This window comes from Enterobacter nematophilus, assembly GCF_026344075.1.
GTDB lineage: Bacteria > Pseudomonadota > Gammaproteobacteria > Enterobacterales > Enterobacteriaceae > Enterobacter > Enterobacter nematophilus.
On sequence record NZ_JAPKNE010000009.1, the window covers coordinates 64,937 to 87,837 of the forward strand.

Genomic DNA, 22,901 nt, shown 5'->3' on the forward strand with positions numbered 1-22,901 from the left:
GTGCTAGCGTTAAGCGTTACCGGTAGATATCTGCACTGGCGTGCATATTGCCGTTGCTGCCGGGCTCACGGGTTAATATCACGTGGTAATAGGTTGCGCCCTGGGCATCGGTCTCTTCATTTAGTGCCTGATCTGCTTCGCTTTCAGTGGCGAAATTATGATTGATATAGATTACGCCCAAGCTGTGCACATCATCCATGTTTCTGGCCTGCTGGCCGTCTATTTTGATGGCTGCCATCGCGTTTGCACTGAGCAAAAGCGCCGCCATAATGGCTACTGCGATTTTTTTCATGATATGCGCTCCACGACTGCGTGCTGTGTGAGGGGAATGCTCCTTCTTTAATTCAGTGGGGTTCTGATTAAAGTGTAATCACTCATCCGGCGGGGATGCGTGACCATTTCTGATGCAGTTGTTCAAAAAAACAACGCTTCCTGATGCGATTAATTTTAAATCACCCACTTAGACCAGCTTTACGCTTTGTGCGAATTATTTGTGCAATCAGCTTGAGTTTCCAGGGGCGCGCAAGTATTATGACGCGTCAATTTTTCAGCCGACCTTTAACACGTTCCTTGCCTCCCCGGGCCTCGGCTGACCCAGACAGGAGGCTGAATAATCCGTAAGGAGCAATTCGATGCGTCATTACGAAATCGTTTTTATGGTCCATCCTGACCAGAGCGAACAGGTTCCGGGTATGATCGAGCGTTACTCTGCTGCCATCACTGGTGCAGAAGGTACGATCCACCGTCTGGAAGACTGGGGCCGCCGTCAGCTGGCTTACCCGATCAACAAACTGCACAAAGCACACTACGTTCTGATGAACGTTGAAGCGCCGCAGGAAGTGATCGATGAGCTGGAAACTACCTTCCGCTTCAACGATGCCGTTATCCGCAGCATGGTTATGCGTACCAAAAACGCAGTTACCGAAGCATCTCCGATGGTTAAAGCGAAAGACGAGCGCCGTGAGCGTCGCGATGATTTCGCAAACGAAACCGCAGATGATTCTGATGCTGGGGATTCTGAAGAGTAATTTCTGATGACCAACCGTCTGGCGTTGTCCGGCATCGTATGCAGGGCTCCCCTTCGAAAGGTCAGTCCATCAGGAATTCCGCATTGCCAGTTCGTGCTTGAGCATCGTTCTGTGCAAGAGGAAGCCGGGTTTCACCGGCAGGCGTGGTGCCAAATGCCCGTTATTATTAGCGGACACGAAAACCAGGCCATTACTCACAGTTTAACGGTCGGTAGCGCAGTAATCGTTCAGGGGTTCATCTCTTGCCACAAGGCAAAGAACGGCCTGAGCAAAATGGTTCTGCATGCCGAGCAGATTGATTTGATAGATACTGGAGACTAGCCATATGGCACGTTATTTCCGTCGTCGCAAGTTCTGCCGTTTCACCGCGGAAGGCGTTCAAGAGATCGACTATAAAGATATCGCAACGCTGAAAAACTACATCACCGAAAGCGGTAAGATTGTCCCAAGCCGTATCACCGGTACTCGTGCAAAATATCAGCGTCAGCTGGCTCGCGCTATCAAACGCGCTCGCTACCTGTCCCTGCTGCCGTACACTGATCGTCATCAGTAATCGGGCACGGTCCATTAATACGACTTTAAGAGGATAAGGTAATGCAAGTTATTCTGCTTGATAAAGTAGCAAACCTGGGCAGCCTGGGTGATCAGGTAAACGTTAAAGCGGGCTACGCTCGTAACTTCCTGGTTCCACAGGGTAAAGCTGTTCCAGCTACTAAGAAAAACGTAGAGTTTTTCGAAGCACGTCGCGCTGAACTGGAAGCCAAACTGGCTGACGTTCTGGCGGCTGCTAACGCTCGCGCTGAAGCAATCAACGCACTGGGCACTGTTACCATCGCTTCCAAAGCTGGCGACGAAGGTAAACTGTTCGGTTCCATCGGTACCCGCGATATCGCTGATGCAGTTACTGCAGCAGGCGTTAAAGTGGCTAAGAGCGAAGTTCGCATGCCGAACGGCGTTCTGCGTACCACTGGTGAGCACGAAGTTGACTTCCAGGTTCACAGCGAAGTGTTCGCTAAACTGGTTGTTAACGTTGTAGCTGAGTAATTTTTACTCTGCTCGCGTCGAAGCGCCGGCCTTGTGCCGGCGTTTTGCTTTTTTAAGGCTACCGAACATTCTCTTTTTGTCTTGTACGATCGCTATTCCTGACGCATTCTTTGATAATAAAATGAAACGCAATTTTATTTATGAGATTTGTCATGGATACCGCTCTGCCCACGCCCGTCTTTGCCCGTCGACATGTGGCCTACGCCTGCGCCACGCTCTGCTGCCTGCTTTGGGGTAGCTCGTACCCGGCCATTAAAAATGGCTACGAACTCTTTCAGATAGCGACCGATGACATCCCGTCCAAAGTTGTTTTTGCCGGATACCGTTTTCTGTTTGCCGGTGCGTTGCTGCTGCTGTTTGCGCTGGCCCAGCGCAAGCCGATTGGCAGGCTCACGTCCGCGCAGTTTGGCCAGCTCACGATCCTCGGGCTGACCCAGACCACCATTCAGTACACTTTCTTCTATATAGGGCTGGCCTACACGACGGGGGTGAATGGCTCAATCATGAACGCCACCGGGACTTTCTTCAGCGTGCTGCTGGCGCACTTTATCTACCACAACGACAAACTCAGCTATAACAAAACGCTGGGCTGTATTCTCGGGTTTGCCGGGGTGATGCTGGTGAACTTCCACAGCGGGTTAAGCGATTTCCAGTTTATCTGGAAAGGCGACGGCTTTGTGGTGCTGGCGGCCTTTATTCTCTCTGCCGCCACGCTTTACGGGAAACGTATTTCCCAGACCGTTGACCCAACGGTGATGACAGGCTGGCAGCTGGCGATAGGCGGGGCTGCGCTGGTTGCGGGAGGTTATGCCACGGGCGGGACGCTGGAAGTGCACAGCATGAAGGCCGTTGCGGTGCTGGGGTATCTGACGCTGCTCTCATCCGTGGCGTTCGCCCTGTGGAGCGCGCTACTGAAAGTGAACCGCGTAAGCATGATTGCCCCGTTCAACTTTGTCATTCCTGTGGCAGGGACGGTGCTTTCCGCCATTTTCCTCGGGGAAAACATTCTGGATATCAAATACGCGATTGCGCTGGTGCTGGTCTGCTCGGGGATCTGGTGGGTGAATAAACGGAGTGCCTGAGAACAAAAGTGCCGGGTGGCGGCTTCGCCATACCCGGCCTGTGCCATTAACGTGCTCTGATGAAACTACCGTCCGGCTGGCGGGTAAACAGCACCTGCTGCCCATTCCCGGTATCAATCGTTAGCCCGGTGACCACCCCGCTGGCGTTCTGACGAATCTGCACCATCTGGCCATTCTGCAGGTTACTGAGCGGCTTGCCTGCGCCTTCCACTTTTGCCATGGCATACACGTCGGTCGGCGGCAGGTTATGGTCGCGGAAAAGCTGTGCCAGCGTTTTGCCCGGCTCCACGCGATAGGAACGCCACTGCTGCTCAATGCCGGTCGGCTGCTGGGTTTGCGGCTCAGACGGGGCTGCGGCCTGCTCCTGCGGCTGTTCATCCTGAACGGGTTCAGGTTCAACCGGCGCGACCTGGCCCGGATCGTTAGACGGAGTCACCAGCTGTGTCTGCATGGGCTGCGCGTCAGGCTGTGGCCGCGTCTGCGACTGAATATCCAGCTGCGCATTGCGGGTGACAGGCGCGGTATCGACATCATCACCGCCGGATGGAAGCAGGAAGCCCACGATGACCATCAGCGCACCAATGATGATCCCCCTGCGGTGCAGAGGAGGCAGCGGGTCCATAATGCGAAAATTGTCCGGCGCCTGCCAGATTTTCGCCAGGGTAGGTTTCAGTTCAAATCGCCCGGGCATGGCTCTCCTCCTGCTCCGCGTCTTTTATATCCTGTGCTTCGAAGTATAGTTCGCTAACTGCCTGAACGACGTAGCAAACCCGACATCCGTGACATCAGTTCGGGATTAATCCTGGTTGTCTCTATTGTTTCTGTTTCGTCGCGGTTTGTCACCTTAACTTAAGACAAAGTTTTACCCATAAGGGCATGGCTGATATGCTGCCCGCTACTTTAAATGTGATGGAAGGAAAACCCATGACCACCCCGACTTTTGACACTATCGAAGCGCAGGCAAGTTACGGTATCGGCTTGCAGGTAGGACAGCAGCTGAGCGAATCCGGCCTGGAAGGTCTGTTACCTGAAGCGCTGGTGGCGGGTATCGCTGATGCGCTGGAAGGTAAACAGCCTGCCGTTCCGGTTGACGTTGTGCACCGTGCGCTGCGTGAAATCCACGAACGTGCTGACGCCGTGCGTCGCGCGCGTTTCGAAGAGATGGCAGCCGAAGGCGTGAAATATCTGGAAGAGAACCGCGAGCGCGAAGGTGTGAATAGCACCGAGTCTGGCCTTCAGTTCCGCGTGATCAATCAGGGCGACGGGGCTATCCCGGCGCGTACCGACCACGTTCGCGTGCACTACACCGGTAAACTGATCGACGGAACCGTGTTCGACAGCTCCGTGGCGCGCGGCGAACCGGCTGAATTCCCGGTCAACGGCGTTATCGCGGGTTGGATCGAAGCCCTGACCCTGATGCCAGTGGGTTCCAAATGGGAACTGACCATCCCACACAACCTGGCTTACGGCGAGCGTGGCGCCGGCGCGTCCATTCCGCCATTCAGCACTCTGGTATTTGAAGTCGAGCTGCTGGAAATCCTGTAATCGACTTTTCTTATTTCCTCTCTCCGTCCGGGGAGAGGAAAGTAGTGATAAAACCTATAGTTACGACAGAATCAACATTTTATCTTGCAAACGAAACTGTTGCGTGTATTTTTGTGAGCTGTTTCGCGCTGTATGAGTGATATGACACTCACTTCCAACATATTATTAACATAATATCTAAATCATAGTATTCATCCCGCCGATTCTTACCTAATATCGATAAACCCTTACAAAGGGACCGTCATTTATTTGACGTTTTTAAAGGCCAGAAGAGCCTTAACAACACAGACAGGCATAAACAGGAAAATTACATGGTAGATCAGGTCAAAGTCGCCGCTGCAGAAGAGGCGACGTCTGAACAGTCGCTACGGCGCAATCTCACAAACCGTCATATACAGCTTATCGCCATCGGCGGTGCCATCGGCACCGGGCTGTTTATGGGGTCGGGCAAAACCATCAGTCTTGCCGGGCCGTCGATCATTTTCGTCTATATGATCATCGGTTTTATGCTCTTCTTCGTGATGCGCGCAATGGGTGAATTGCTGCTCTCGAACCTCGAATACAAATCCTTCAGCGACTTCGCGTCTGACCTGCTCGGCCCGTGGGCGGGCTACTTTACCGGCTGGACCTACTGGTTCTGCTGGGTGGTCACCGGCATGGCGGATGTCGTGGCGATTACCGCCTACGCGCAGTTCTGGTTCCCCGGGCTGTCGGACTGGGTCGCCTCGCTGGCGGTGATTATTCTGCTGCTGAGCCTCAACCTCGCCACCGTGAAAATGTTCGGTGAGATGGAGTTCTGGTTCGCAATGATCAAGATTGTCGCCATCGTGGGGCTGATTGTGGTGGGCCTGGTGATGGTCCTGACGCACTTCCAGTCGCCAACGGGCGTTCAGGCGTCCTTCACCCATCTGTGGAACGACGGCGGCTGGTTCCCGAAAGGCATCAGCGGGTTCTTTGCCGGTTTCCAGATTGCGGTGTTTGCGTTTGTGGGCATTGAGCTGGTGGGAACCACGGCTGCGGAGACCAAAGATCCGGAGAAATCTCTCCCGCGCGCAATCAACTCCATTCCGCTGCGCATCATCATGTTCTACGTCTTCGCGCTGATCATCATCATGTCCGTGACGCCGTGGAGCTCCGTGGTGCCCAGCAAGAGCCCGTTCGTTGAGCTGTTCGTGCTGGTAGGGCTGCCTGCTGCCGCGAGCCTGATTAACTTCGTAGTGCTGACCTCTGCGGCATCGTCTGCGAACAGCGGCGTGTTCTCAACCAGCCGTATGCTGTTTGGTCTGGCGCAGGAGGGCGTGGCACCGAGCGCCTTTGCGAAGCTCTCTAAACGTGCGGTGCCGGCGAAAGGGCTGACCTTCTCCTGCATGTGCCTGCTGGGTGGCGTGGTGATGCTCTACGTGAACCCAAGCGTGATTGGCGCGTTCACCATGATCACCACGGTCTCTGCGATCCTGTTCATGTTCGTCTGGACCATTATCCTGTGCTCGTACCTGGTGTACCGCAAACAGCGTCCACACCTGCACGAGAAATCGAGCTACAAGATGCCGCTGGGCAAGCTGATGTGCTGGGTGTGCATGGCGTTCTTCGTGTTTGTGCTGGTGCTGCTGACGCTGGAAGATGATACCCGTCAGGCGCTGATCGTCACGCCGCTGTGGTTTATCGCGCTGGGGCTGGGCTGGCTGTTTATCGGCAAGAAGCGTATGGCTGGCGTAAGATAAAAGCAAAACGGCAACTTCGGTTGCCGTTTCTGGTTTTTGCACCCTCTCCCAGAGGGTGAGGGCATCTGCAGGCCGCAGCGGCCTTTTTTATTCCCCCGCCAATGCCCGCGGAAACAGCACGTTATTCTCAAGACTGATGTGCTCCATCAGGTCGTCGATCATCTCGTTAATGCCGTTGTACATCGCTTTCCAGGTGGTGCACGCTTCCGGCGGCGGCGTGACGTTGTTGGTGGTATGTTTGATCACCTCCAGCAGTTCGCCCGCGTCATCGTGCTCGCTTTCCATTACGCTGATAGGCCCCATCGCCTGGCTGCCCATTCCCTGTTTAATCATCGGGAAGAGGATCTGCTCTTCTTTCATCATGTGGCTGGAAAGCTCTTCGTGCAGCATGGTCAGGTATTTTGCCAGACCGCGCGGTACGGAAGGCTTGTCGGCATGTACGCGCTCAACTTTCGTTGCCTGCAGGATCAGCTCAGGCAGCTGTTCACGGTGGCGGTCGTGGTAACGCATGATGATATGGTCGATGATTTCCGCGAGCGGGGCGGTGCGCCAGTCTTTGTCGACAGGCTGTTCGGCCAGAAGTGCCAGCTCCGCTTCGATAGCCTCCACGTCCAGTTCCTTGCGAGAGGCCGCTCGCGCCAGGGTCTGTTTACCGCCGCAGCAGTAATCCATATCGTATTTGCGGAACAGCGCGGAAGCGCGAGGGATGGAGAGCGCCAGCTCGCCGAGGGGTTGGTCGCGAAAGGCCATAGCAGTTACCTCGTCATTAAGAATATAAGATGTATATTAAATACATCTTTAAGGTGGCGCTATAACCCTTTAGAGGGAAGGGGAAAAGTGCGATACCGGTCACAAAAAAATGTCCCATTTAACTCCCTGAATGGACTTAGGAAAGTGGTTTAGAAACTTTTTAAAGGTGGAGAAACAGTAAACAACCCGCCGCGCGTGCCGATAGATACTCGTCAGAGAAACCTGCATATAACAAAGGCAACGTATGTTTAAACGTATAAAAGTCATTACTCTTCTTATTTCGGTGCTGCTTGTGCTCGGCATCATGCAAGTGATTTCCGCGGGTATCTTTATCAACGCGCTGAATAACGATAAAGACAACTTCACCGTATCCCAGCTCTCCAGCAAAAACGTGGCGGAGTTTACCGATGCGTGGATCAGCCTCAACCAGGCGCGGGTGACGCTAAACCGCGGCATGCTGCGCCTGCAAAGCAGCATGGCCTCCCAGATTAACGGTGGGCAGCTGAACGAGCTGGTTAACACCGCGAAAAATCTGCTGGCCGATGCGCAGGTCCATTACGATAAATACTACGCCCTGCCGAATACGCCGGGTCTGGACGAGAACCTGGCCAAGCGTCTGGAAGAGCAGTACCGCATTTACTCCTCCACGCTGACGCAAATGAACGTCCTGCTGAGCCAGGGCAATCTGGAAGACATGTTCAAGCAGAACGCGGAGCAGAAACAGACCGCGATGCAGGCGGTTTACCGCGAGTGGCGCGAAGCACAGGCGACGCTTACCGATAAAGGCATTCAGGATAACGAAAGCGACTACAAGCGCATCCTGTGGATCCTCTCTGCGGTGATGCTGCTGGTGATTGTGGTGATTATCTCCAGCTGGATCGCCATGCGCCGCGTGCTGCTCCTGCCGCTGGAAGAGGTGATCAACCATATTCGCGCCATCGCGGCGGGGGATTTAACCCAGCCGATTCAGGCTGAAGGTAAAAACGAAATGGCGATCCTGGCGCGTAACGTTCAGGAGATGCAGACCTCGCTGGCGAACACCGTGGGCGTGGTGCGTGAAGGCGCGGACACCATCTACACCGGTGCCGGTGAAATTTCTGCCGGGAGTAACGACCTCTCTTCCCGCACCGAGCAGCAGGCCGCGTCTCTGGAAGAAACGGCAGCCAGCATGGAACAGCTGACGGCAACCGTGAAGCAGAACGCCGATAACGCGCGTCAGGCGTCTCGTCTGGCGCTGGATGCCTCCTCAACCGCGAAGAAGGGCGGCAACGTGGTGGAAGGCGTGGTGCGTACGATGGACGAAATCGCCACCAGCTCCAGCAAAATTGCGCAAATTACTAACGTGATCGACGGTATTGCCTTCCAGACCAACATTCTGGCGCTGAACGCGGCGGTGGAAGCGGCGCGCGCGGGCGAACAGGGTCGTGGCTTTGCGGTAGTCGCAGGGGAAGTACGAACGCTTGCCCAGCGCAGCGCCCAGGCGGCGAAAGAGATCAAAGCGCTGATCGATGATTCCGGCGAGCGCGTGAACGCCGGCTCGCAGCTGGTGAACGAAGCGGGCGCGACGATGGCGGAGATCGTCAATGCGGTCACCCGCGTGACCGACATCATGGGCGAAATTGCCTCTGCCTCTGACGAGCAGAGCCGCGGTATCGACCAGGTAGGTCAGGCGGTGGCCGAGATGGACCGCGTGACCCAGCAGAACGCCTCGCTGGTGGAGGAGTCTGCGGCCGCGGCGGCGGCGCTGGAAGATCAGGCGGCACGCCTGAACGAAGCGGTGGCGGTGTTTAAAATCACCCGCAGCCAGGCGGTTAAAGCGGCGCCGGTGAAAACCTATGTGCCAAAAGCGCAGCCTGCTGCGACCGTAGCTGAAGCGAACTGGGAAACGTTTTAACATCATGCCGGGTAAGGCGTAGCCGCCACCCGGCAAAAATCACATCTCCGACGCCGGAACGACCCTCGGTTTTTCCGGCTTCGCCCTCACCGCCATCACCACTCCAATGACCAGCAGCACAATCCCACAGGCCGTTAGCAAAGGCGGCACGCTCTGGCGCATCAGGAAGGTATACAGCAGCCCGGCCAGGGTTTCGAAGACAATCAGCGGCCCTAAAATCACCGTCGGCAGCTTCTGGCTGGCAATGTTCCAGCACAGCGCACCCACCCAGGAACACAGCACTGCAATCGCAACCATTAAGCCAATAAATATCCACGGTCTTGGCCCGAAGGGCTGGGCGAAGTCTGGCTGTTGATGGCCTAACCAGACGCACGCGCCGATATACCCCACCAGTGAAACGGGCAAGGTGACCAGCGCCTGCGCCGTCGCCCACATCATCGGGTGCTTGTCCGGGTTTTCCCGCAGCCAGCGCGCATTGCGCAGGGCGTACCAGGCCCAGCACGCCACAGAGATGAACGCTAAAACGATCCCCGAACCGTAACGCCACAAGCTGAAATCGCCCAGCCCGTGGCGCAGCTCGGCGATATTGACGCACACCAGCCCCACTGCGGTGCAGGCCAGGGCGGGCACCATTTTTGACCACGCCAGCTTGCCGTCCCGGTGGCTATAGAGCAGATTCGCGAAGATGGGGATGACCACCGGCAGCGTGCCGATAATCATGGTAGAGACCGGCGCGCCGGTACGCTGAATGGCGCTTGCCAGACAAACGTAATAGATGAGATTGCCCATCATGGTCAGCGCCAGCGCGGTGCCCCAGTCCTGACGGCTGAGCTGGCGCAAGCGCGTGCGACCCAGCCATGCCAGAGGAAGGGCAATCAGCCCCAGCGCCAGATAACGTCCGGTCGACTGCAATATCGCCGGGTATTCCGGCACGATCAGAGGGCCGACAAAGATCAGCCCCCACATTAAACCCGCAAGCAGGGCATACAACACGCCGCTAATCATTTTTCCATCCAGAGTGATTCACGTTGCAGTCAGTGTAGGAGGGGCAAACAGGCGCGTATTGTATGAGATTGCTCATTAGCGCCGGGTGACCTGCTTCTGGTAGCGAACGGGAGTAATGCCGTAGCGGCGGGTAAACGCGCGGGTTAAATGAGACTGGTCGGTCAGCCCCGTTGCGGCGGCGACTTCGGCGGCGGGCATGCCGTGGGTGAGGAACGCTTTGGCGCGCCACAGGCGAATCGCCATCAGCATCTGGTGCGGCGTAACGTGAAAGTGGGCTTTGAACTGGCGCTGGAAATGGTACGGGCTGAGCGAGACAACGTTCGCCAGCTCGTCCAGCGTCAGGGCGTGCATATAGTTGTCGTGCAGATACTCGCGCACGCGTTCGAACCGGTGTGCGCCTTCCTGAACCACCGGCGCGTGATGGGCTAGCGGCTGAAAGGTCTCGATCAGATCCAGCAACAGGCCTTTTTGCGCCAGCGGATCGTCCGTATGCCACAGGCCGTAAATCAGCTGGCCGATCTGCTGCGAGCGCAGCGGGTCATAGCGGGTTACGTCGCTGAACCACCAGTGGCGCAGGCCGGTTACCTCTTCCAGCAGGTCAGGTTCGATGTAAACCATCCGGTAGCGCCAGCCGTCTTCGGTCGCGGACTCCCCGGTATGGATCTCGTCCGGGTTCATGGTCACAACGGATTTTTCAGGTGCGAGATGCTGGGTGCCGCGATAGCGAAAGCGTTCGGCACCGGTTTCAATCGTGCCGATCCCGAAGGCTTCATGGGTGTGGGGCTCAAAGGCGTAGTCAGAGATATGCGCGTGATAGAGTTCAAGACCCGGCAGCTGCGCCAGATGGCGAAAGCGCGCGCTGTCTCTCTCATCAATGAACTGTTCCGGTACGCCTTGCACGTTGAGCCTCCTCATGGGTCATCGCTTCATTATCAGAGATGACCCGAGGGGATGCCACAAAAAATAACCAATCCGTAACAATTACAGAATGGCTTTGACGCTATCCGCCAGCGGCGTGGTTGGACGGCCGATCAGCTTGCTCAGGGTACGGCTGTCGTCAAACAGGCCGCCTTTGGACGCGCCCACGTCGGAGTCCGCCAGCATATCCGCCAGCCCTGCAGGAAGGCCAAAGCCCTTCAGCGCGGCGGCGAAATCCGCCTCGCTGAGATTCTGATAGGTTACCGGCTTCCCGCTCTGCTTGCTGAGCTCCGCCGCCAGTTCGCTCAATGTCCAGCCGTGATCCCCCGCCAGCTCGTATACCTTGCCCGCATGACCCTCTTCAGCGATAACCTTGGCGGCCGCCGCGGCATAGTCTGCACGGGTCGCAGAGGCAATTTTGCCTTCGCCTGCGGCACCAATGAATACGCCGTGCTCCAGCGCGGGCGGCGCGCTCGCCAGGTAGTTTTCGGTATACCAGCCGTTGCGCAGCAGGGCATAAGGAATGCCGGACGCCGCCAGCGCTTTTTCAGTGGCAACGTGTTCAACGTGCAGACCCAGCGGTGATTTGTCCGCATGGAGCAGGCTGGTGTAGGCGATAAATTTCACGCCTGCCGCCCTGGCGGCGTTAATGACGTTCTGGTGCTGGGTTGCGCGCTGGCCCACTTCGCTGGAGGAGATCAGCAGCAGTTTATCCACGCCGTTCAGTGCGGCAGTGAACGCCGCCTGGTCGGTGTAGTCCGCCTGACGAACCACAATACCCTGCTGGCTCAACGCTTCAGCTTTCGCCGGGTTACGCACGATGGCCACAATCTGGCTGGCCGGTACGGTTTTTAACAGCTGCTCGATAACGAAATGGCCAAGCTGGCCGGTAGCGCCGGTAATCGCGATCATGATGAATCTCCTTCGTGTTTGTCTGGTGTTGTGGCACACTATCACCATAGCTAACTTTTAGTAAGTACGTACAAAAAGGTAAGTATGAAAACAACGATACCGACGCTCAGCGAACAAATGCGCGATGGCAATCTTTTCGCGGAACAGTGCCCCTCACGGGAGGTGCTCAAGCACGTGACCAGCCGCTGGGGGGTACTGATTCTGCTGGCCCTGCGGGAGGGAACGCACCGCTTCAGCGATCTGCGCCGTAAAATGGGTGGGGTGAGCGAAAAGATGCTGTCCCAGTCGCTTCAGGCGCTGGAGCAGGACGGGTTTGTCGACCGCGTGTCGTATCCGGTCGTACCGCCGCACGTTGAGTATAGCCTGACGCCGATGGGTGTTGAGGTGAGTGAGAAAGTCGCCGCGCTGGCGGACTGGATTGAGGTCAATACGCCGAAGGTGATGGCGAATCGGGAAGAGCGGGCGGCGTAAAAGCCGGGGGGCGGTTTCGCCTTACCCGGCACAATCATCGCTACCTGCTTAAATCCATCTGATAAATCGCGAACCCGATATCATCCGTCGCAACCTTCTTCATCGGGTACTGCGCCTTGTCCTTAATAAACGCGGCTGCCTTATCGGACGGTGACGTTTCAAAGCGGATATCCAGTTTCGTCTCGCTGTGAATTGGCGCAAGACGCCAGTTGTTGTCCACCGCCGGGTGAATTTCGCCCGCCTTCTTCGACTCCGCGCCGATCCACGCCGCCAGTACGGAGCGGTTTTCGTCCGGTGACGCAAAAGCGATGTGGCTATCTCCCGTACCGGCAAACTTGCCGCCGTAGGCGCGATAGTTATTGGTCACCACCAGGAAAGTGGCATTCGGGTCGATCGCCTTGCCGTTGAAGGTCAGGTTTTTAATGCGCTCCGCCTGCGGGTTAATGGCCTGGCACTCGCCGTCATATTTCGCCGGCTGGGTGACGTCAATCTGGTAATTCACGCCGTCGATCACGTCGAAGTTGTAGGTGCGGAAGCCGTCCCAGTTAATCAGCGACTGCGGTTTACTGCTGTTCGGATCGATCTGGTTAAACTGCCCGGCGGAGCACTCCAGCCACTCCTTCACCTCTTTCCCTGTGGCTTTAACCACCACCAGGGTATTCGGGTAGAGGTAGAGATCGGCGGCGTTACGGAAGGTCAGCTGGCCTTTTTCGACCTCAACGTAGCTTGCCGGGTCATTCTTGCGTCCGCCTACTTTGAATGGCGCAGCGGCAGACAGCACCGGCAGTTTGGCCAGATCCGGATCGCCCTGAACAAAGTGTTCGGCATAGGCTTTCTGCGCCATATTGACCACCTGGACGGTCGGATCGTCCTGAACCAGCGCCAGGAAGCTGTACATATTGTCGGCGGATTTGCCGATCGGCTTGCTGACGAATTCGCGGGTGGCGTCATGGTCGTGCTTCAGCACGTCGACCAGCTTTTTATCTTCAGCCGCCAGGGATTTTTTAGCCGCCGCGTCGTAAATCGGGCGCGCTTCGGCTTTTGACTGCGTCACCTTCCAGCTGCCGCCGTCGTTATTCAGCACCAGATCCACCACGCCGAGATGGTCGCCCCACATGCCCGGCATCACGGACGGCACGCCGTTGAGCGTCCCTTTCTCGATATCCGCCCCTTTGATGCCGGCGAAATCTTTGCCCGGGAAAACGGCGTGAGCGTGGCCGAACAGGATCGCGTCAACGCCCGGGACTTCACTCAGGTAATAAACGGAGTTTTCAGCCATGGCCTGGTACGGGTCGGCTGACAGTCCTGAGTGAGCCACCACGACAACGACATCCGCACCTTTCGCACGCATTTCCGGCACGTACTTGCGCGCGGTTTCGGTAATGTCGTTAACGGTCACTTTGCCGTCGAGGTTGGCTTTATCCCAGGTCATGATCTGCGGCGGTACGAAGCCGATATAGCCGATTTTCAGCGTCTGCTTTTTCCCGTCCCGATCGCCAACTTTAGTCTCTTTAATCAGGTAAGGAGTAAAGAGCGGCTTTTGCGTCTTAACGTCGATGATATTGGCGTTAACGTACGGGAACTTCGCGCCGGCCAGCGCATCATGCAGGTATTTCAGGCCGTAGTTAAATTCATGGTTTCCAAGGTTACCGACGGCATAATCCAGCGTGTTCATCGCTTTATAAACCGGATGGATCTCGCCTTTCTTCAGGCCTTTCGCCGCCATGTAATCGCCGAGCGGGCTGCCCTGAATGAGATCGCCGTTGTCCACCAGCACGCTATTTTTGACTTCACCGCGCGCGGCGTTAATCAAACTTGCTGTGCGTACCAGTCCGAATTTTTCCGTAGGGGTATCTTTGTAGTAATCGAAGTCCATCATATTGCTGTGCAGATCGGTCGTTTCCAGAATACGCAGATCTACCGTCGCCGCCTGCACGCTCGCTGCAATCAGCGTCGCCAGAAGCGTTGCACTAAACTTAATCATCAGAGGAGTCCTTTTTTCGATCCGTTCCACAAAAGAGTATGTATCTATCGCTTGTTGCTTACAGAAATGTGAATCCTGACAGAAAAAAGCGCACTGAAACCGGAATTGCTTCACAGATAGCGGAATTGTTCACATTACGATATAACTAAAACAAAGAGTTAACCTCACTGCGTTAACAAAGAGGTGGAAAATGCTAGATAAGATTTGTCAGCTCGCACGGGATGCGGGAGATGCCATCATGCAGGTGTATGACGGTGTAAAACCGATGGAGGTCGTCAGCAAGGCGGACGACTCCCCGGTCACGGCGGCCGATATCGCCGCGCATAAGGTGATCCTGCAGGGGCTGCAGGCCTTAACGCCGGAGATCCCCGTACTGTCAGAAGAAGCGCCGCAAAGCTGGGATGAACGCCAGCACTGGCAGCGTTACTGGCTGGTCGACCCGCTGGACGGGACAAAAGAGTTCATCAAGCGCAACGGTGAATTCACCGTCAATATCGCCCTGATTGAGAAGGGTAAAGCGGTGCTCGGCGTAGTCTACGCGCCGGTAATGAACGTGATGTACAGCGCCGCAGAAGGCAAGGCCTGGAAAGAGGAGTGCGGCGTACGCAAGCAGATCCAGGTGCGCGATGCGCGTCCGCCGCTGGTGGTGATTAGCCGCTCGCACAGCGACAGCGAGCTGGAGGAATACCTGCAACAGCTGGGTGAACACCAGACCACCTCGATTGGCTCGTCGCTGAAGTTCTGCCTGGTGGCGGAAGGTCAGGCGCAGCTGTATCCGCGCTTTGGGCCAACCAACGTCTGGGATACCGCGGCAGGTCACGCCGTGGCTGCGGCCGCCGGGGCGCACGTGCATGACTGGCAGGGCAAGCCGCTGGACTATACCCCGCGCGAATCATTCCTCAACCCCGGCTTCCGCGTCTCTCTTTACTGAGCCAGCAGCTTGTGCAGCAGGGCGACAACCTGCTGCACCTCTTCCTGCGTTAACGCGCCGTCTTTCACCCACTGCACGCGGCCGTCCTTATCCAGCACGACAATCGCGGAACTCTCTTCCTCTAGCTGCCAGGCCTTACGCGTCACGCCGTTGCTGTCGACGATAAACTGCGACCACGGGTAGAGCTTTTTGTTGCTCTCAAGGCTTGAGCGCACAAACATTCCGGAACCTGGAATGGCGTCATCGGTGTTCACAATCGTGGTGGTCTGGTAGCGGTCATGGGGGAATTTTGCGGCCTTGATCGCCTCCACGAGGTTGGCATTCTTCTCTTTTGCGGATGTACGACCGGCAATATGTTGTACAACTCTCACTTTGCCCGCGAGCTGTGCGCTATTCCAGGCTTTATAGCTAAACTTATCATTGTCGAGAATCAATTCTCCCCGGTCAGCAATGCCGACTGGCGGTACACGTTGTCCTTTTTCAATGCTGTGAGCGGAAGCCCACAGGGGCAGCAGCAGGCAAGCTGCCGCAAGGATGTTACGTAGGGTCATGGCGTTTCCTTATTGTTTGCAGGTGATCCGACCACTTGGTCATACGCTTTTAATCATAAGTGCGATCAATGTGGTTTTCCCGCAATCCCGATGCCAGTTTGCGGGTGAACGCACATATCCATGAAAAAACGACGGCTTATACTGCTCCCTGTCACGCTTTGCAAAGATTATTCTGAATAATTGTAATCAAACGGTAAATAAACTTATGCACACTGGGTAACACCGTAGTTCTGGTCTATAGTCATTGGGCATCAAAATTTGCGCTCAGGACAGTCGGGCCGATTGTGGCACCGCAAGAGCGTATGATTCGCAGGAGATACAAGAATGAAAATTTTCCAACGCTACAACCCGCTTCAGGTGGCGAAGTACGTGAAGATCCTGTTCCGTGGACGGTTGTACATCAAGGATGTTGGCGCTTTTGAGTTTGATAAGGGCAAGATCCTTGTCCCAAAAGTGAAGGACAAACAGCACCTGTCTGTGATGTCCGAAGTCAACCGTCAGGTTATGCGTCTGCAAACTGAGATGGCTTAACCAACGTGCTATGCAGTAAGTAGTTAAAAAGACGGCTCCCGATGGGAGCCGTTGATGTTTGTGGGGGCAGGAACGTTACGCTGACACTTTCTCTTCCGCGTCCGGCAGTTTCGGCACCAGCACGGTCGGCTTGTTGTCGATGCGCGTCACCAGCAGCTGGTCGATGCGGTAGTTATCAATATCCACCACCTCAAACTTGTAGCCGGAGAACTTCACCGAGTCGGTGCGTTTCGGGATTTTACGCAGCATAAACATCATAAAGCCGCCGATGGTTTCATAGTTACCGGACTGCGGGAACTCGTCGATATCCAGCACGCGCATGACGTCTTCAATCGGCGTACCGCCGTCGATCAGCCATGAATTATCGTCACGCTGAACTATCTGCTCTTCCAGCCCCTGGCCTACCAGGTCGCCCATCAGCGTGGTCATGACGTCGTTCAGGGTGATGATGCCCACCACCAGCGCGTATTCGTTCATGATCACCGCGAAGTCTTCCCCGGCGGTTTTGAAGCTTTCCAGCGCTTCGGAGAGCGTCAGGGTGTCCGGCACGATCAGGGTATTGCGGATCTGCACGCCGCTGTTGAGCGCCAGGCTCTGGTTTGCCAGCACGCGGTTCAGCAGGTCTTTGGAGTCGACGTAGCCGATGATGTGGTCGATATCTTCATTACAGACCAGGAACTTGGAGTGCGGATGCTGCGCCACTTTGTTCTTCAGGCTCTGCTCATCTTCATGTAAATCGAACCAGATAATGTTTTCTCGGCCCGTCATGGAAGATGGCACGGTACGGGATTCCAGTTCAAATACGTTCTCAATCAGCTCGTGTTCCTGCTTGCGCAGCACCCCGGCCAGCGCGCCGGCTTCCACCACCGCATAGATATCGTCAGACGTAATGTCGTCTTTACGCACCATTGGCAGCTTAAAGATGCGGAAAATCACGTTCGCCAGGCCGTTGAAGAACCACACCAGCGGACGAAACACGTACAGACAGAAGCGCATCGGGTTGATGATACGCAAAGCCACAGCTTCTGGCGCAATCATACCGATGCGTTTCGGGGTCAGGTCTGCAAAGAGGATGAACAGGCCGGTTACCAGCGAGAAGGAGAGAATAAAGCTCAGCTGTTCGGCAAGCTCAGCGGACATGTACTTCACAAAGAGGCTATAAAACGCCGGAGAAAAGGCCGCATCGCCCACGATACCGCCGAGAATGGCGACCGCGTTAAGGCCAATCTGCACCACGGTGAAGAACATGCCGGGGTTTTCCTGCATTTTCAGGATGCGGGTGGCATTGATGTTGCCCTCGTCGGCAAGCAGCTTAAGTTTGATTTTTCGGGACGCGGCCAGCGAGATCTCAGATATCGAGAAAAATGCACTGACGGCAATAAGACAAAGTATTACTAAAATACTGTTTAACATAGTTTATCCGGCTTCTCGCCAGATCCTCAGAAGGGGAGTTGATACCATTTGTGTGAAAACACGTAGAACGTCAGCTCGTAGCGTTGAGCCGATTATTTCAGCGGTAGTATAGCGTAAAGGCGTGTAAATCTGCCAGAGGTCACGTTTTTGGCATAAAAACAGACCGGACAGCGGGGCGCTGCCCGGTACGCAAGGCTATTTCACGGGAGACAAGTGGGCACTCCCCACCGTCCTTCGCGTGGCATCGCCTCCCCACACCTTATCGTACTCATAACCCGTTAACTGCTTGATGATCACGCGGGTATTGGTATCGCAGTCGCGGTAATCTCCGCCCAATTTCCGGCGAGCGATCTCCTTGAGCAGCAGCTTATGCGTCTCGCGGGTGAGCTTAAATTTGTAGGTGGTAAAGAAGCTCACCGCCAGAAGGGCTGCCGTTGCGAAGATCATCAGGCCGATAATTGCCCCCAGCGCGCTTTCTGGCTGTGCGCCGCTGCCCTTCACGAAACCGGACTCCTGCAGCACCAGGCCAATAATCATGATGGCAATCGCCACGGTGCTTTTGCGGGTCAGGACCATCACGCCGGCAAAAATGCCTTCGCGGCGCTGCTGCGTCACCATCTCGTCGATATCCGGAATGAAGCTATAAATATTCCACGGAATATAGTAGAGCCCGGAACGGGCGGCCCCCAGCAGAATAAAGACCGCCGAGAACAGCAGCGTCGGCACCTGCGTTTTGGTCAGATAGACCGTGAACAGGAATACCAGCACGCAGAAAATACAGCCGTAGGAGAGGCGCAGAGCGGCCGAAGGGGTAACATTCAGCCGGTTCAGCAGCAGCATAAACCCGTACGTGCCGGGCACCGAGGCGAAGGCCGCAATGCTCAACCAGCCGGATACCGCAGCCGCATCCTGGCTCAGACAGTACACGACATAATAGGTAAACACCGACCCGAATACGTCCATCGCCGTAAACGAAAAGATATAAATAATAATGTGCAGGCGGAACGCGCGAATGCGGAATGAGGAAAAGAGATCCAGTACCAGATATTTCAGATGATTAAGCATCCCGCTGCTGCGCTGGTTATCCACTTTAAAATCGGACTCCTGCTGCACATCTTTGGCTTCCCAGGTGGTGTACCAGGTAATAAATACCGCGATGCAAAATACGCAGGAAAATATCAGCCCGGTGAGGGTATAGGTAAACGGATTGTCTTTCCCCGTGAACTGCATGATCACGCCGGGGACGGAAACCGCAAGGAAACCGCCCAACTGGGAGCAGATCATACGCACGCCGGAGAGGCGGCTACGCTCTTCATAGCGGTTGGTCATTTCCGCCGCCAGCGTCTCCCAGGGCACCAGCACCATCGCCGACAGCAGTTCAATCGAGAGATAGGTTCCCAGGTAATACCAGTAGCCCATATCCGTCAGCCACAGCAGGGCATACAAAAACATTAATGGGGAGCTGAGTAATAAAAAGAAGCGGCGACGGCCAAATTTACGGCCGAGCCACGTATTGCCGAAATTATCGGTGATATAGCCCATAATCGGGCTTAAGATTGCATCAATGACGCGGGCAATCGCGAATATCGAACCCGCTTCAATAACCGAGAGCCCGCAATAGGTGGTGTAAAAAAATAGCAGCCAGGTGCCGATAATGGCGAAAGCGCCTCCGCCAAACAGATCGGTTATGCCGTAGCCAAGCGCTACGCCATAACCAACTCTACGTTCAGTTGGTTTGACCATAATAATATCCAGTGTAGGGTAATGATTAACCTGTTTTTCAGGTCGTATTTTTATTTACTGCTGGACGACACATTACGTTCTAATTATTGATATCTATCCATTGTCTTAATTGAGATGAGCGATAGAGAGCCTCCACAAGCGTGAGTGATTTTCCGGCAGAATGGATATCGGTGTAGTCCGTTTCTCCCGAGTGATTAATGGCGTGATAAAAACGGCGGATCGCCTGCTGATGTCCCAGCCCCCAGTAGCTTTTGACCGAGCCGTCAGGGGAGTCATCGCTCACCAGCCTGCGACGCTCGCCGGGGGTGATGCGCCAGAGCACGTTGTCATTCAATAACAGCGAGCCCCGCTCGCAGTGGATTTCCAGCCAGAGAGGGGAATCCACGGTATTGCAGTTGCTGGCATAAAACAGGCCGCGCGCGCCGTTGGCAAAGTGCAGCGTTGCCATCGCGCTGTCTTCTCCTTCGGTGACGTCCGCCAGCTCACCGCTATCCACCACGCCTTTCAGGCGCGTCACGCCGCCGGCGAACCACTGCATCAGGTCAAGGGTATGGATCGCCTGGTTGATCAGCAGGCTGCCGCCTTCCGTTGCCAGCCGCCCGCGCCACGGGCTTTCGGTGTAGTACGCCCCCGAGCGTGACCACGTCAGCACCGCTTTCATACTGAGCATCTTCCCCCAGTTCGCCATCGCTCAGCGCCTGCCGGATGCGCAGGCTGCTGGGGTTGAGCCGGTTCTGATAGCAAACGCCAAGCAGGCCCGGAGCCTGCTCAGCGGCGCGGGCGATATCGTCGAGTTCGCTGCTGTTCATCCCTACCGGTTTTTCGCAGAACACATGCTTCCCGGCAGAGAGCGCGTCCAGGATCATGCGCTTATGTTCGAAATGCGGCGTGCAGATATGGACCACGTCGATGGCATCGTCCAGCAGCATTTCCCGGTAATCCTGATAAAAACGGCACTGGTAATCCATCGCCAGCTTCAGTCCTTTGACGCTGTCGATGTCTACCAGCGCGCGCAGCGCGACGTTGGGGATCTGGCGTAAGGCGTTCACATGGCAGCCGTGAATCGCGCCGGCGCCGATAACCGCCGTGTTCAGGATCGTCATCGTTACCTCCCGTTATGCCGTCGCGTTGGCCAGCATCTGCGCCTTCACGCAGAGCTCCGCCGCCTTGAAGGCGTGCGCCTGCGTCATGGCGTTTTCGGTTCGGTGCAGGCAGTCGAGGATAAGCTCGCCAAAGAACGGGAAGCCGACCTGCCCGGCCACCGGATAACGGAATTCCCCCTCTTTATTGACGAGGTAAACCACATCCTGCTCGCCGCGGGTGAGATCGACATATTTACGGATTTCGATATAGCCTTCGGTGCCGAGCAGCGTCAGGCGACCGTCGCCCCAGGTAGAAAGCCCGTCCGGCGTAAACCAGTCGCAGCGGAAATAGCCGCTGGCGCCGTTTTCCCCTTTCAGCATGGCATCGCCAAAATCTTCAAATGCCGGGTACTGCGGGTGTTTAACGTTGCGAACCTGGCTTGCCACCACGGAGGCCTCGCTGTTTCCGGTGTAAAACAGGAACTGCTCAATCTGGTGGCTGCCGATATCGCACAGAATGCCGCCGAAGTAACGACGATCGTAGAACCAGTCGGGGCGACCGGTGCCTTCCCGGTGCGGGCCGGTTCCGAGGGTTTGCACCACGCGGCCAATCGCGCCCTGCTGCACCAGCTGTCCGGCAAAAACCGCGCTCTCGACGTGCAGGCGTTCGCTGTAGTACACCGCGTATTTCTTCCCGGTTTTCTCCACCATCGCTTTGGCGTCCGCCAACTGGTCAAGGGTGGTGAGCGGCGCTTTATCCGTGAAGTAGTCCTTGCCCGCCGCCATCGCTTTCAGCCCCAGCGCGCAGCGCTCGGACGGGATGGCGGCTCCCGCCACCAGACGCACCTCATCGTCGTTAAGGATCGCGTCCAGCGAGTCCGCCGCTTTGGCTTGCGGATACTGCTGAAGGAATTTATCCACTTTCGCCGGGTCGGGGTCGTACACCCACTTCAGCGTGGCCCCGGCTTCAATCAGGCCGTTACACATCCCGTAGATATGGCCGTGGTCGAGCGCGGCGGCGGCAAACACAAATTCCCCCTCGCGAACCACCGGCTGGGGTTTGCCGACAGGCGCATAGTTCATTCCGTCATTCTTGTTCATGCTGACACTCCTCGATCCAAATCTTTGCCCAGGGGGATAGCGCCCACTTCGCTGAAGTTGGCGACGCTTGCGGATTTCTCATAAAAACGGGGGGCGACGGCGTTGATCCCGCCGGTACGGTAAAACGGGTCATCGCGCTGAATCGGCAGCGTGACGACGCTGCGCGTAATGGCGGATTTATAAATCGCGGCGATCAGCTCCAGCGAGCGTTTGCCCTGTAGCCCATCCACTAACGGCGCCGTGCCGTGCTCAATGGCATAAAGCAGGTCGTTAATCTGCCCGGCGTGCAGCGTCCACTCGAGCTTCGGCGTGTCCTGAAAAACGGCGTTGAGCTGCGCTTCTCGCTGCTGGTCGTTGGTTTCCTGCGGGAAGCCGTTATCGGCGCTGACGCTGGCAAAGGCCTGCCACGGCGCGGAGATGCGCGCCTTATCGCCCTGAATAATAATTTTCTGATCTTCGCCGTGGTGCACGACCGAGGCGGTAAGCTGCGCGAGCGCGCCGCCGGGATATTTGAAAATTGCCGCGCTGAGGTCTTCCACTTCGGCGTTGTCGTGCGCCACGTTGGTCATCATCGCCACCACCTCGGACGGGAAGCCGAGCATCCACTGCATAGCGTCGATATGGTGTACCGCGTGGTTAAGCGTGCAGCCGCCCCCCTCTTTTTCCCAGGTGCCGCGCCACCACAGGTCGTAGTAGCAGTGCCCGCGCCACCAGAACGAATCCACCTGCGCGTGGCAGGTTTTTCCCGCAAGGCCGGAATCGAGCGCGGCTTTCAGACGCCAGAAGGCATCGGTAAAGCGGTTCTGGGCAATGATGGAGAGGGTCTTGCCGCTGGCCTGCTGCGCGGCGATCATCGCGTCGCACTCCTCCAGCGAGGCGGCCATCGGTTTTTCGCACAGCACGTGGCACCCCGCGTTCAGGGCATCAATGCCGATCTCTGCATGGACGTAGGGCGGCGTGCAAACGTCGACAATGTCGATATCCGTCTCTGACGCCAGCATCTGCTGGTGGCTTGCATACACGCGGGCGTCCGTCAGGCCGTAGCGCGCTTTTTTCTCGTGGGCTTTTTCCGGGTAGATATCGACCAGCGCGACGATCCGGCAGCGCTGGCCAAACTGCAAATAGCCCTGAATATGGTTATGCGAGATATTCCCTGTTCCCACGATGGCGACATTTAACATCGTTTATCTCCGAA

23 protein-coding genes and 1 pseudogene are annotated in these 22,901 nt (G+C 56.2%); 11 read left to right on the top strand and 13 right to left on the bottom strand.

Translation table 11 applies throughout. From position 1 onward, the window contains the following. Positions 1-16: 16 nt before the first annotated feature. Positions 17-292 (bottom strand): DUF1471 family protein YjfY, encoded by a 276-nt coding sequence (gene yjfY / locus OSH03_RS19010; protein ID WP_151412998.1) that lies wholly within the window; start codon positions 290-292, stop codon positions 17-19. Positions 293-632: 340 nt separating this feature from the next. On the opposite strand from yjfY, the gene rpsF reads away from it, so the two are divergent. From rpsF to OSH03_RS19035, 5 genes are all read left to right on the top strand, one after another. Beyond that, positions 633-1,028 carry a 30S ribosomal protein S6 gene (rpsF, locus tag OSH03_RS19015; RefSeq protein WP_014068637.1) on the top strand — a complete coding sequence of 132 codons (396 nt, stop codon included), beginning with the start codon at positions 633-635 and terminating at the stop codon, positions 1,026-1,028. Between the two features lie 6 nt (positions 1,029-1,034). Continuing rightward, positions 1,035-1,349 (top strand): primosomal replication protein N, encoded by a 315-nt coding sequence (gene priB, locus OSH03_RS19020; protein ID WP_028015270.1) that lies wholly within the window; start codon positions 1,035-1,037, stop codon positions 1,347-1,349. A gap of 4 nt (positions 1,350-1,353) precedes the next feature. After that, positions 1,354-1,581 (top strand): 30S ribosomal protein S18, encoded by a 228-nt coding sequence (gene rpsR / locus OSH03_RS19025; protein WP_000135199.1) that lies wholly within the window; start codon positions 1,354-1,356, stop codon positions 1,579-1,581. Between the two features lie 41 nt (positions 1,582-1,622). Then, positions 1,623-2,072: a 50S ribosomal protein L9 gene (gene rplI / locus OSH03_RS19030; protein ID WP_006810372.1), complete on the top strand. Its 450-nt coding sequence runs from the start codon at positions 1,623-1,625 to the stop codon at positions 2,070-2,072. A 152-nt stretch (positions 2,073-2,224) separates the two neighbouring features. Continuing rightward, positions 2,225-3,154, top strand: coding sequence for a DMT family transporter (locus tag OSH03_RS19035; RefSeq protein ID WP_266179820.1), 930 nt, complete (start codon positions 2,225-2,227; stop codon positions 3,152-3,154). 46 nt (positions 3,155-3,200) lie between these two features. Here OSH03_RS19035 and OSH03_RS19040 read toward each other — a convergent pair whose 3' ends face one another. Further along, a complete protein-coding gene (locus OSH03_RS19040; protein WP_163330679.1) occupies positions 3,201-3,845 on the bottom strand; it encodes an OapA family protein in 645 nt (214 codons plus the stop codon). A gap of 233 nt (positions 3,846-4,078) precedes the next feature. Between OSH03_RS19040 and fklB the strand changes: the two genes are divergently transcribed. Together fklB and cycA are read left to right on the top strand one after the other, a co-directional pair. Then, positions 4,079-4,699: a BamJ family beta-barrel-assembly machinery protein gene (gene fklB, locus OSH03_RS19045; protein ID WP_008502892.1), complete on the top strand. Its 621-nt coding sequence runs from the start codon at positions 4,079-4,081 to the stop codon at positions 4,697-4,699. Between the two features lie 311 nt (positions 4,700-5,010). After that, positions 5,011-6,420, top strand: coding sequence for a D-serine/D-alanine/glycine transporter (cycA, locus tag OSH03_RS19050; RefSeq protein ID WP_266179821.1), 1,410 nt, complete (start codon positions 5,011-5,013; stop codon positions 6,418-6,420). An 87-nt stretch (positions 6,421-6,507) separates the two neighbouring features. Here the strand turns inward: cycA and ytfE are convergent, their stop codons facing one another. Next, positions 6,508-7,170: an iron-sulfur cluster repair protein YtfE gene (ytfE, locus tag OSH03_RS19055; protein WP_266179822.1), complete on the bottom strand. Its 663-nt coding sequence runs from the start codon at positions 7,168-7,170 to the stop codon at positions 6,508-6,510. Between the two features lie 244 nt (positions 7,171-7,414). On the opposite strand from ytfE, the gene OSH03_RS19060 reads away from it, so the two are divergent. Then, positions 7,415-9,064: a methyl-accepting chemotaxis protein gene (locus OSH03_RS19060; RefSeq protein WP_266179823.1), complete on the top strand. Its 1,650-nt coding sequence runs from the start codon at positions 7,415-7,417 to the stop codon at positions 9,062-9,064. A 39-nt stretch (positions 9,065-9,103) separates the two neighbouring features. On the opposite strand, the gene OSH03_RS19065 is transcribed toward OSH03_RS19060, so the two are convergent. The 3 genes from OSH03_RS19065 to OSH03_RS19075 form a co-directional block, all read right to left on the bottom strand. Continuing rightward, entirely contained in the window at positions 9,104-10,069 is a 966-nt protein-coding gene (locus OSH03_RS19065) for a DMT family transporter (protein WP_266179824.1), read from the bottom strand. A gap of 75 nt (positions 10,070-10,144) precedes the next feature. Further along, positions 10,145-10,969 carry an AraC family transcriptional regulator gene (locus OSH03_RS19070; protein WP_266179825.1) on the bottom strand — a complete coding sequence of 275 codons (825 nt, stop codon included), beginning with the start codon at positions 10,967-10,969 and terminating at the stop codon, positions 10,145-10,147. Positions 10,970-11,050: 81 nt separating this feature from the next. Then, complete coding sequence (locus OSH03_RS19075; RefSeq protein WP_266179826.1) at positions 11,051-11,899, bottom strand: SDR family oxidoreductase; 849 nt, start codon at positions 11,897-11,899, stop codon at positions 11,051-11,053. An 84-nt stretch (positions 11,900-11,983) separates the two neighbouring features. On the opposite strand from OSH03_RS19075, the gene OSH03_RS19080 reads away from it, so the two are divergent. Further along, positions 11,984-12,370 (top strand): winged helix-turn-helix transcriptional regulator, encoded by a 387-nt coding sequence (locus tag OSH03_RS19080; protein WP_266179827.1) that lies wholly within the window; start codon positions 11,984-11,986, stop codon positions 12,368-12,370. Between the two features lie 40 nt (positions 12,371-12,410). On the opposite strand, the gene OSH03_RS19085 is transcribed toward OSH03_RS19080, so the two are convergent. Further along, entirely contained in the window at positions 12,411-14,354 is a 1,944-nt protein-coding gene (locus tag OSH03_RS19085) for a bifunctional 2',3'-cyclic-nucleotide 2'-phosphodiesterase/3'-nucleotidase (RefSeq protein ID WP_266179828.1), read from the bottom strand. Positions 14,355-14,544: 190 nt separating this feature from the next. Between OSH03_RS19085 and cysQ the strand changes: the two genes are divergently transcribed. Next, a complete protein-coding gene (cysQ, locus tag OSH03_RS19090) occupies positions 14,545-15,285 on the top strand; it encodes a 3'(2'),5'-bisphosphate nucleotidase CysQ (protein ID WP_061099453.1) in 741 nt (246 codons plus the stop codon). Here cysQ and OSH03_RS19095 read toward each other — a convergent pair. Beyond that, entirely contained in the window at positions 15,279-15,836 is a 558-nt protein-coding gene (locus OSH03_RS19095; protein ID WP_063154911.1) for a YtfJ family protein, read from the bottom strand. The two genes, cysQ and OSH03_RS19095, sit on opposite strands and share 7 nt — an antisense overlap. Positions 15,837-16,160: 324 nt before the next feature. Between OSH03_RS19095 and OSH03_RS19100 the strand changes: the two genes are divergently transcribed. Continuing rightward, a complete protein-coding gene (locus OSH03_RS19100) occupies positions 16,161-16,367 on the top strand; it encodes a DUF1107 domain-containing protein (protein ID WP_008501430.1) in 207 nt (68 codons plus the stop codon). Positions 16,368-16,442: 75 nt separating this feature from the next. On the opposite strand, the gene paeA is transcribed toward OSH03_RS19100, so the two are convergent. The 5 genes and pseudogenes from paeA to OSH03_RS19125 all read right to left on the bottom strand — a co-directional run bounded on the left by paeA (position 16,443) and on the right by OSH03_RS19125 (position 22,887). Next, complete coding sequence (paeA, locus tag OSH03_RS19105; RefSeq protein WP_028015283.1) at positions 16,443-17,780, bottom strand: polyamine export protein PaeA; 1,338 nt, start codon at positions 17,778-17,780, stop codon at positions 16,443-16,445. Between the two features lie 195 nt (positions 17,781-17,975). Next, positions 17,976-19,523: an MFS transporter gene (locus tag OSH03_RS19110; protein ID WP_266179829.1), complete on the bottom strand. Its 1,548-nt coding sequence runs from the start codon at positions 19,521-19,523 to the stop codon at positions 17,976-17,978. Positions 19,524-19,602: 79 nt separating this feature from the next. Beyond that, positions 19,603-20,626: pseudogene (locus OSH03_RS19115) on the bottom strand (Gfo/Idh/MocA family protein). 12 nt (positions 20,627-20,638) lie between these two features. Continuing rightward, positions 20,639-21,706 (bottom strand): Gfo/Idh/MocA family protein, encoded by a 1,068-nt coding sequence (locus OSH03_RS19120; RefSeq protein ID WP_061099449.1) that lies wholly within the window; start codon positions 21,704-21,706, stop codon positions 20,639-20,641. Then, positions 21,703-22,887 (bottom strand): Gfo/Idh/MocA family protein, encoded by a 1,185-nt coding sequence (locus OSH03_RS19125; protein WP_266179830.1) that lies wholly within the window; start codon positions 22,885-22,887, stop codon positions 21,703-21,705. Before OSH03_RS19125 ends, OSH03_RS19120 begins: the two co-directional genes overlap by 4 nt. Positions 22,888-22,901: the final 14 nt, after the last annotated feature.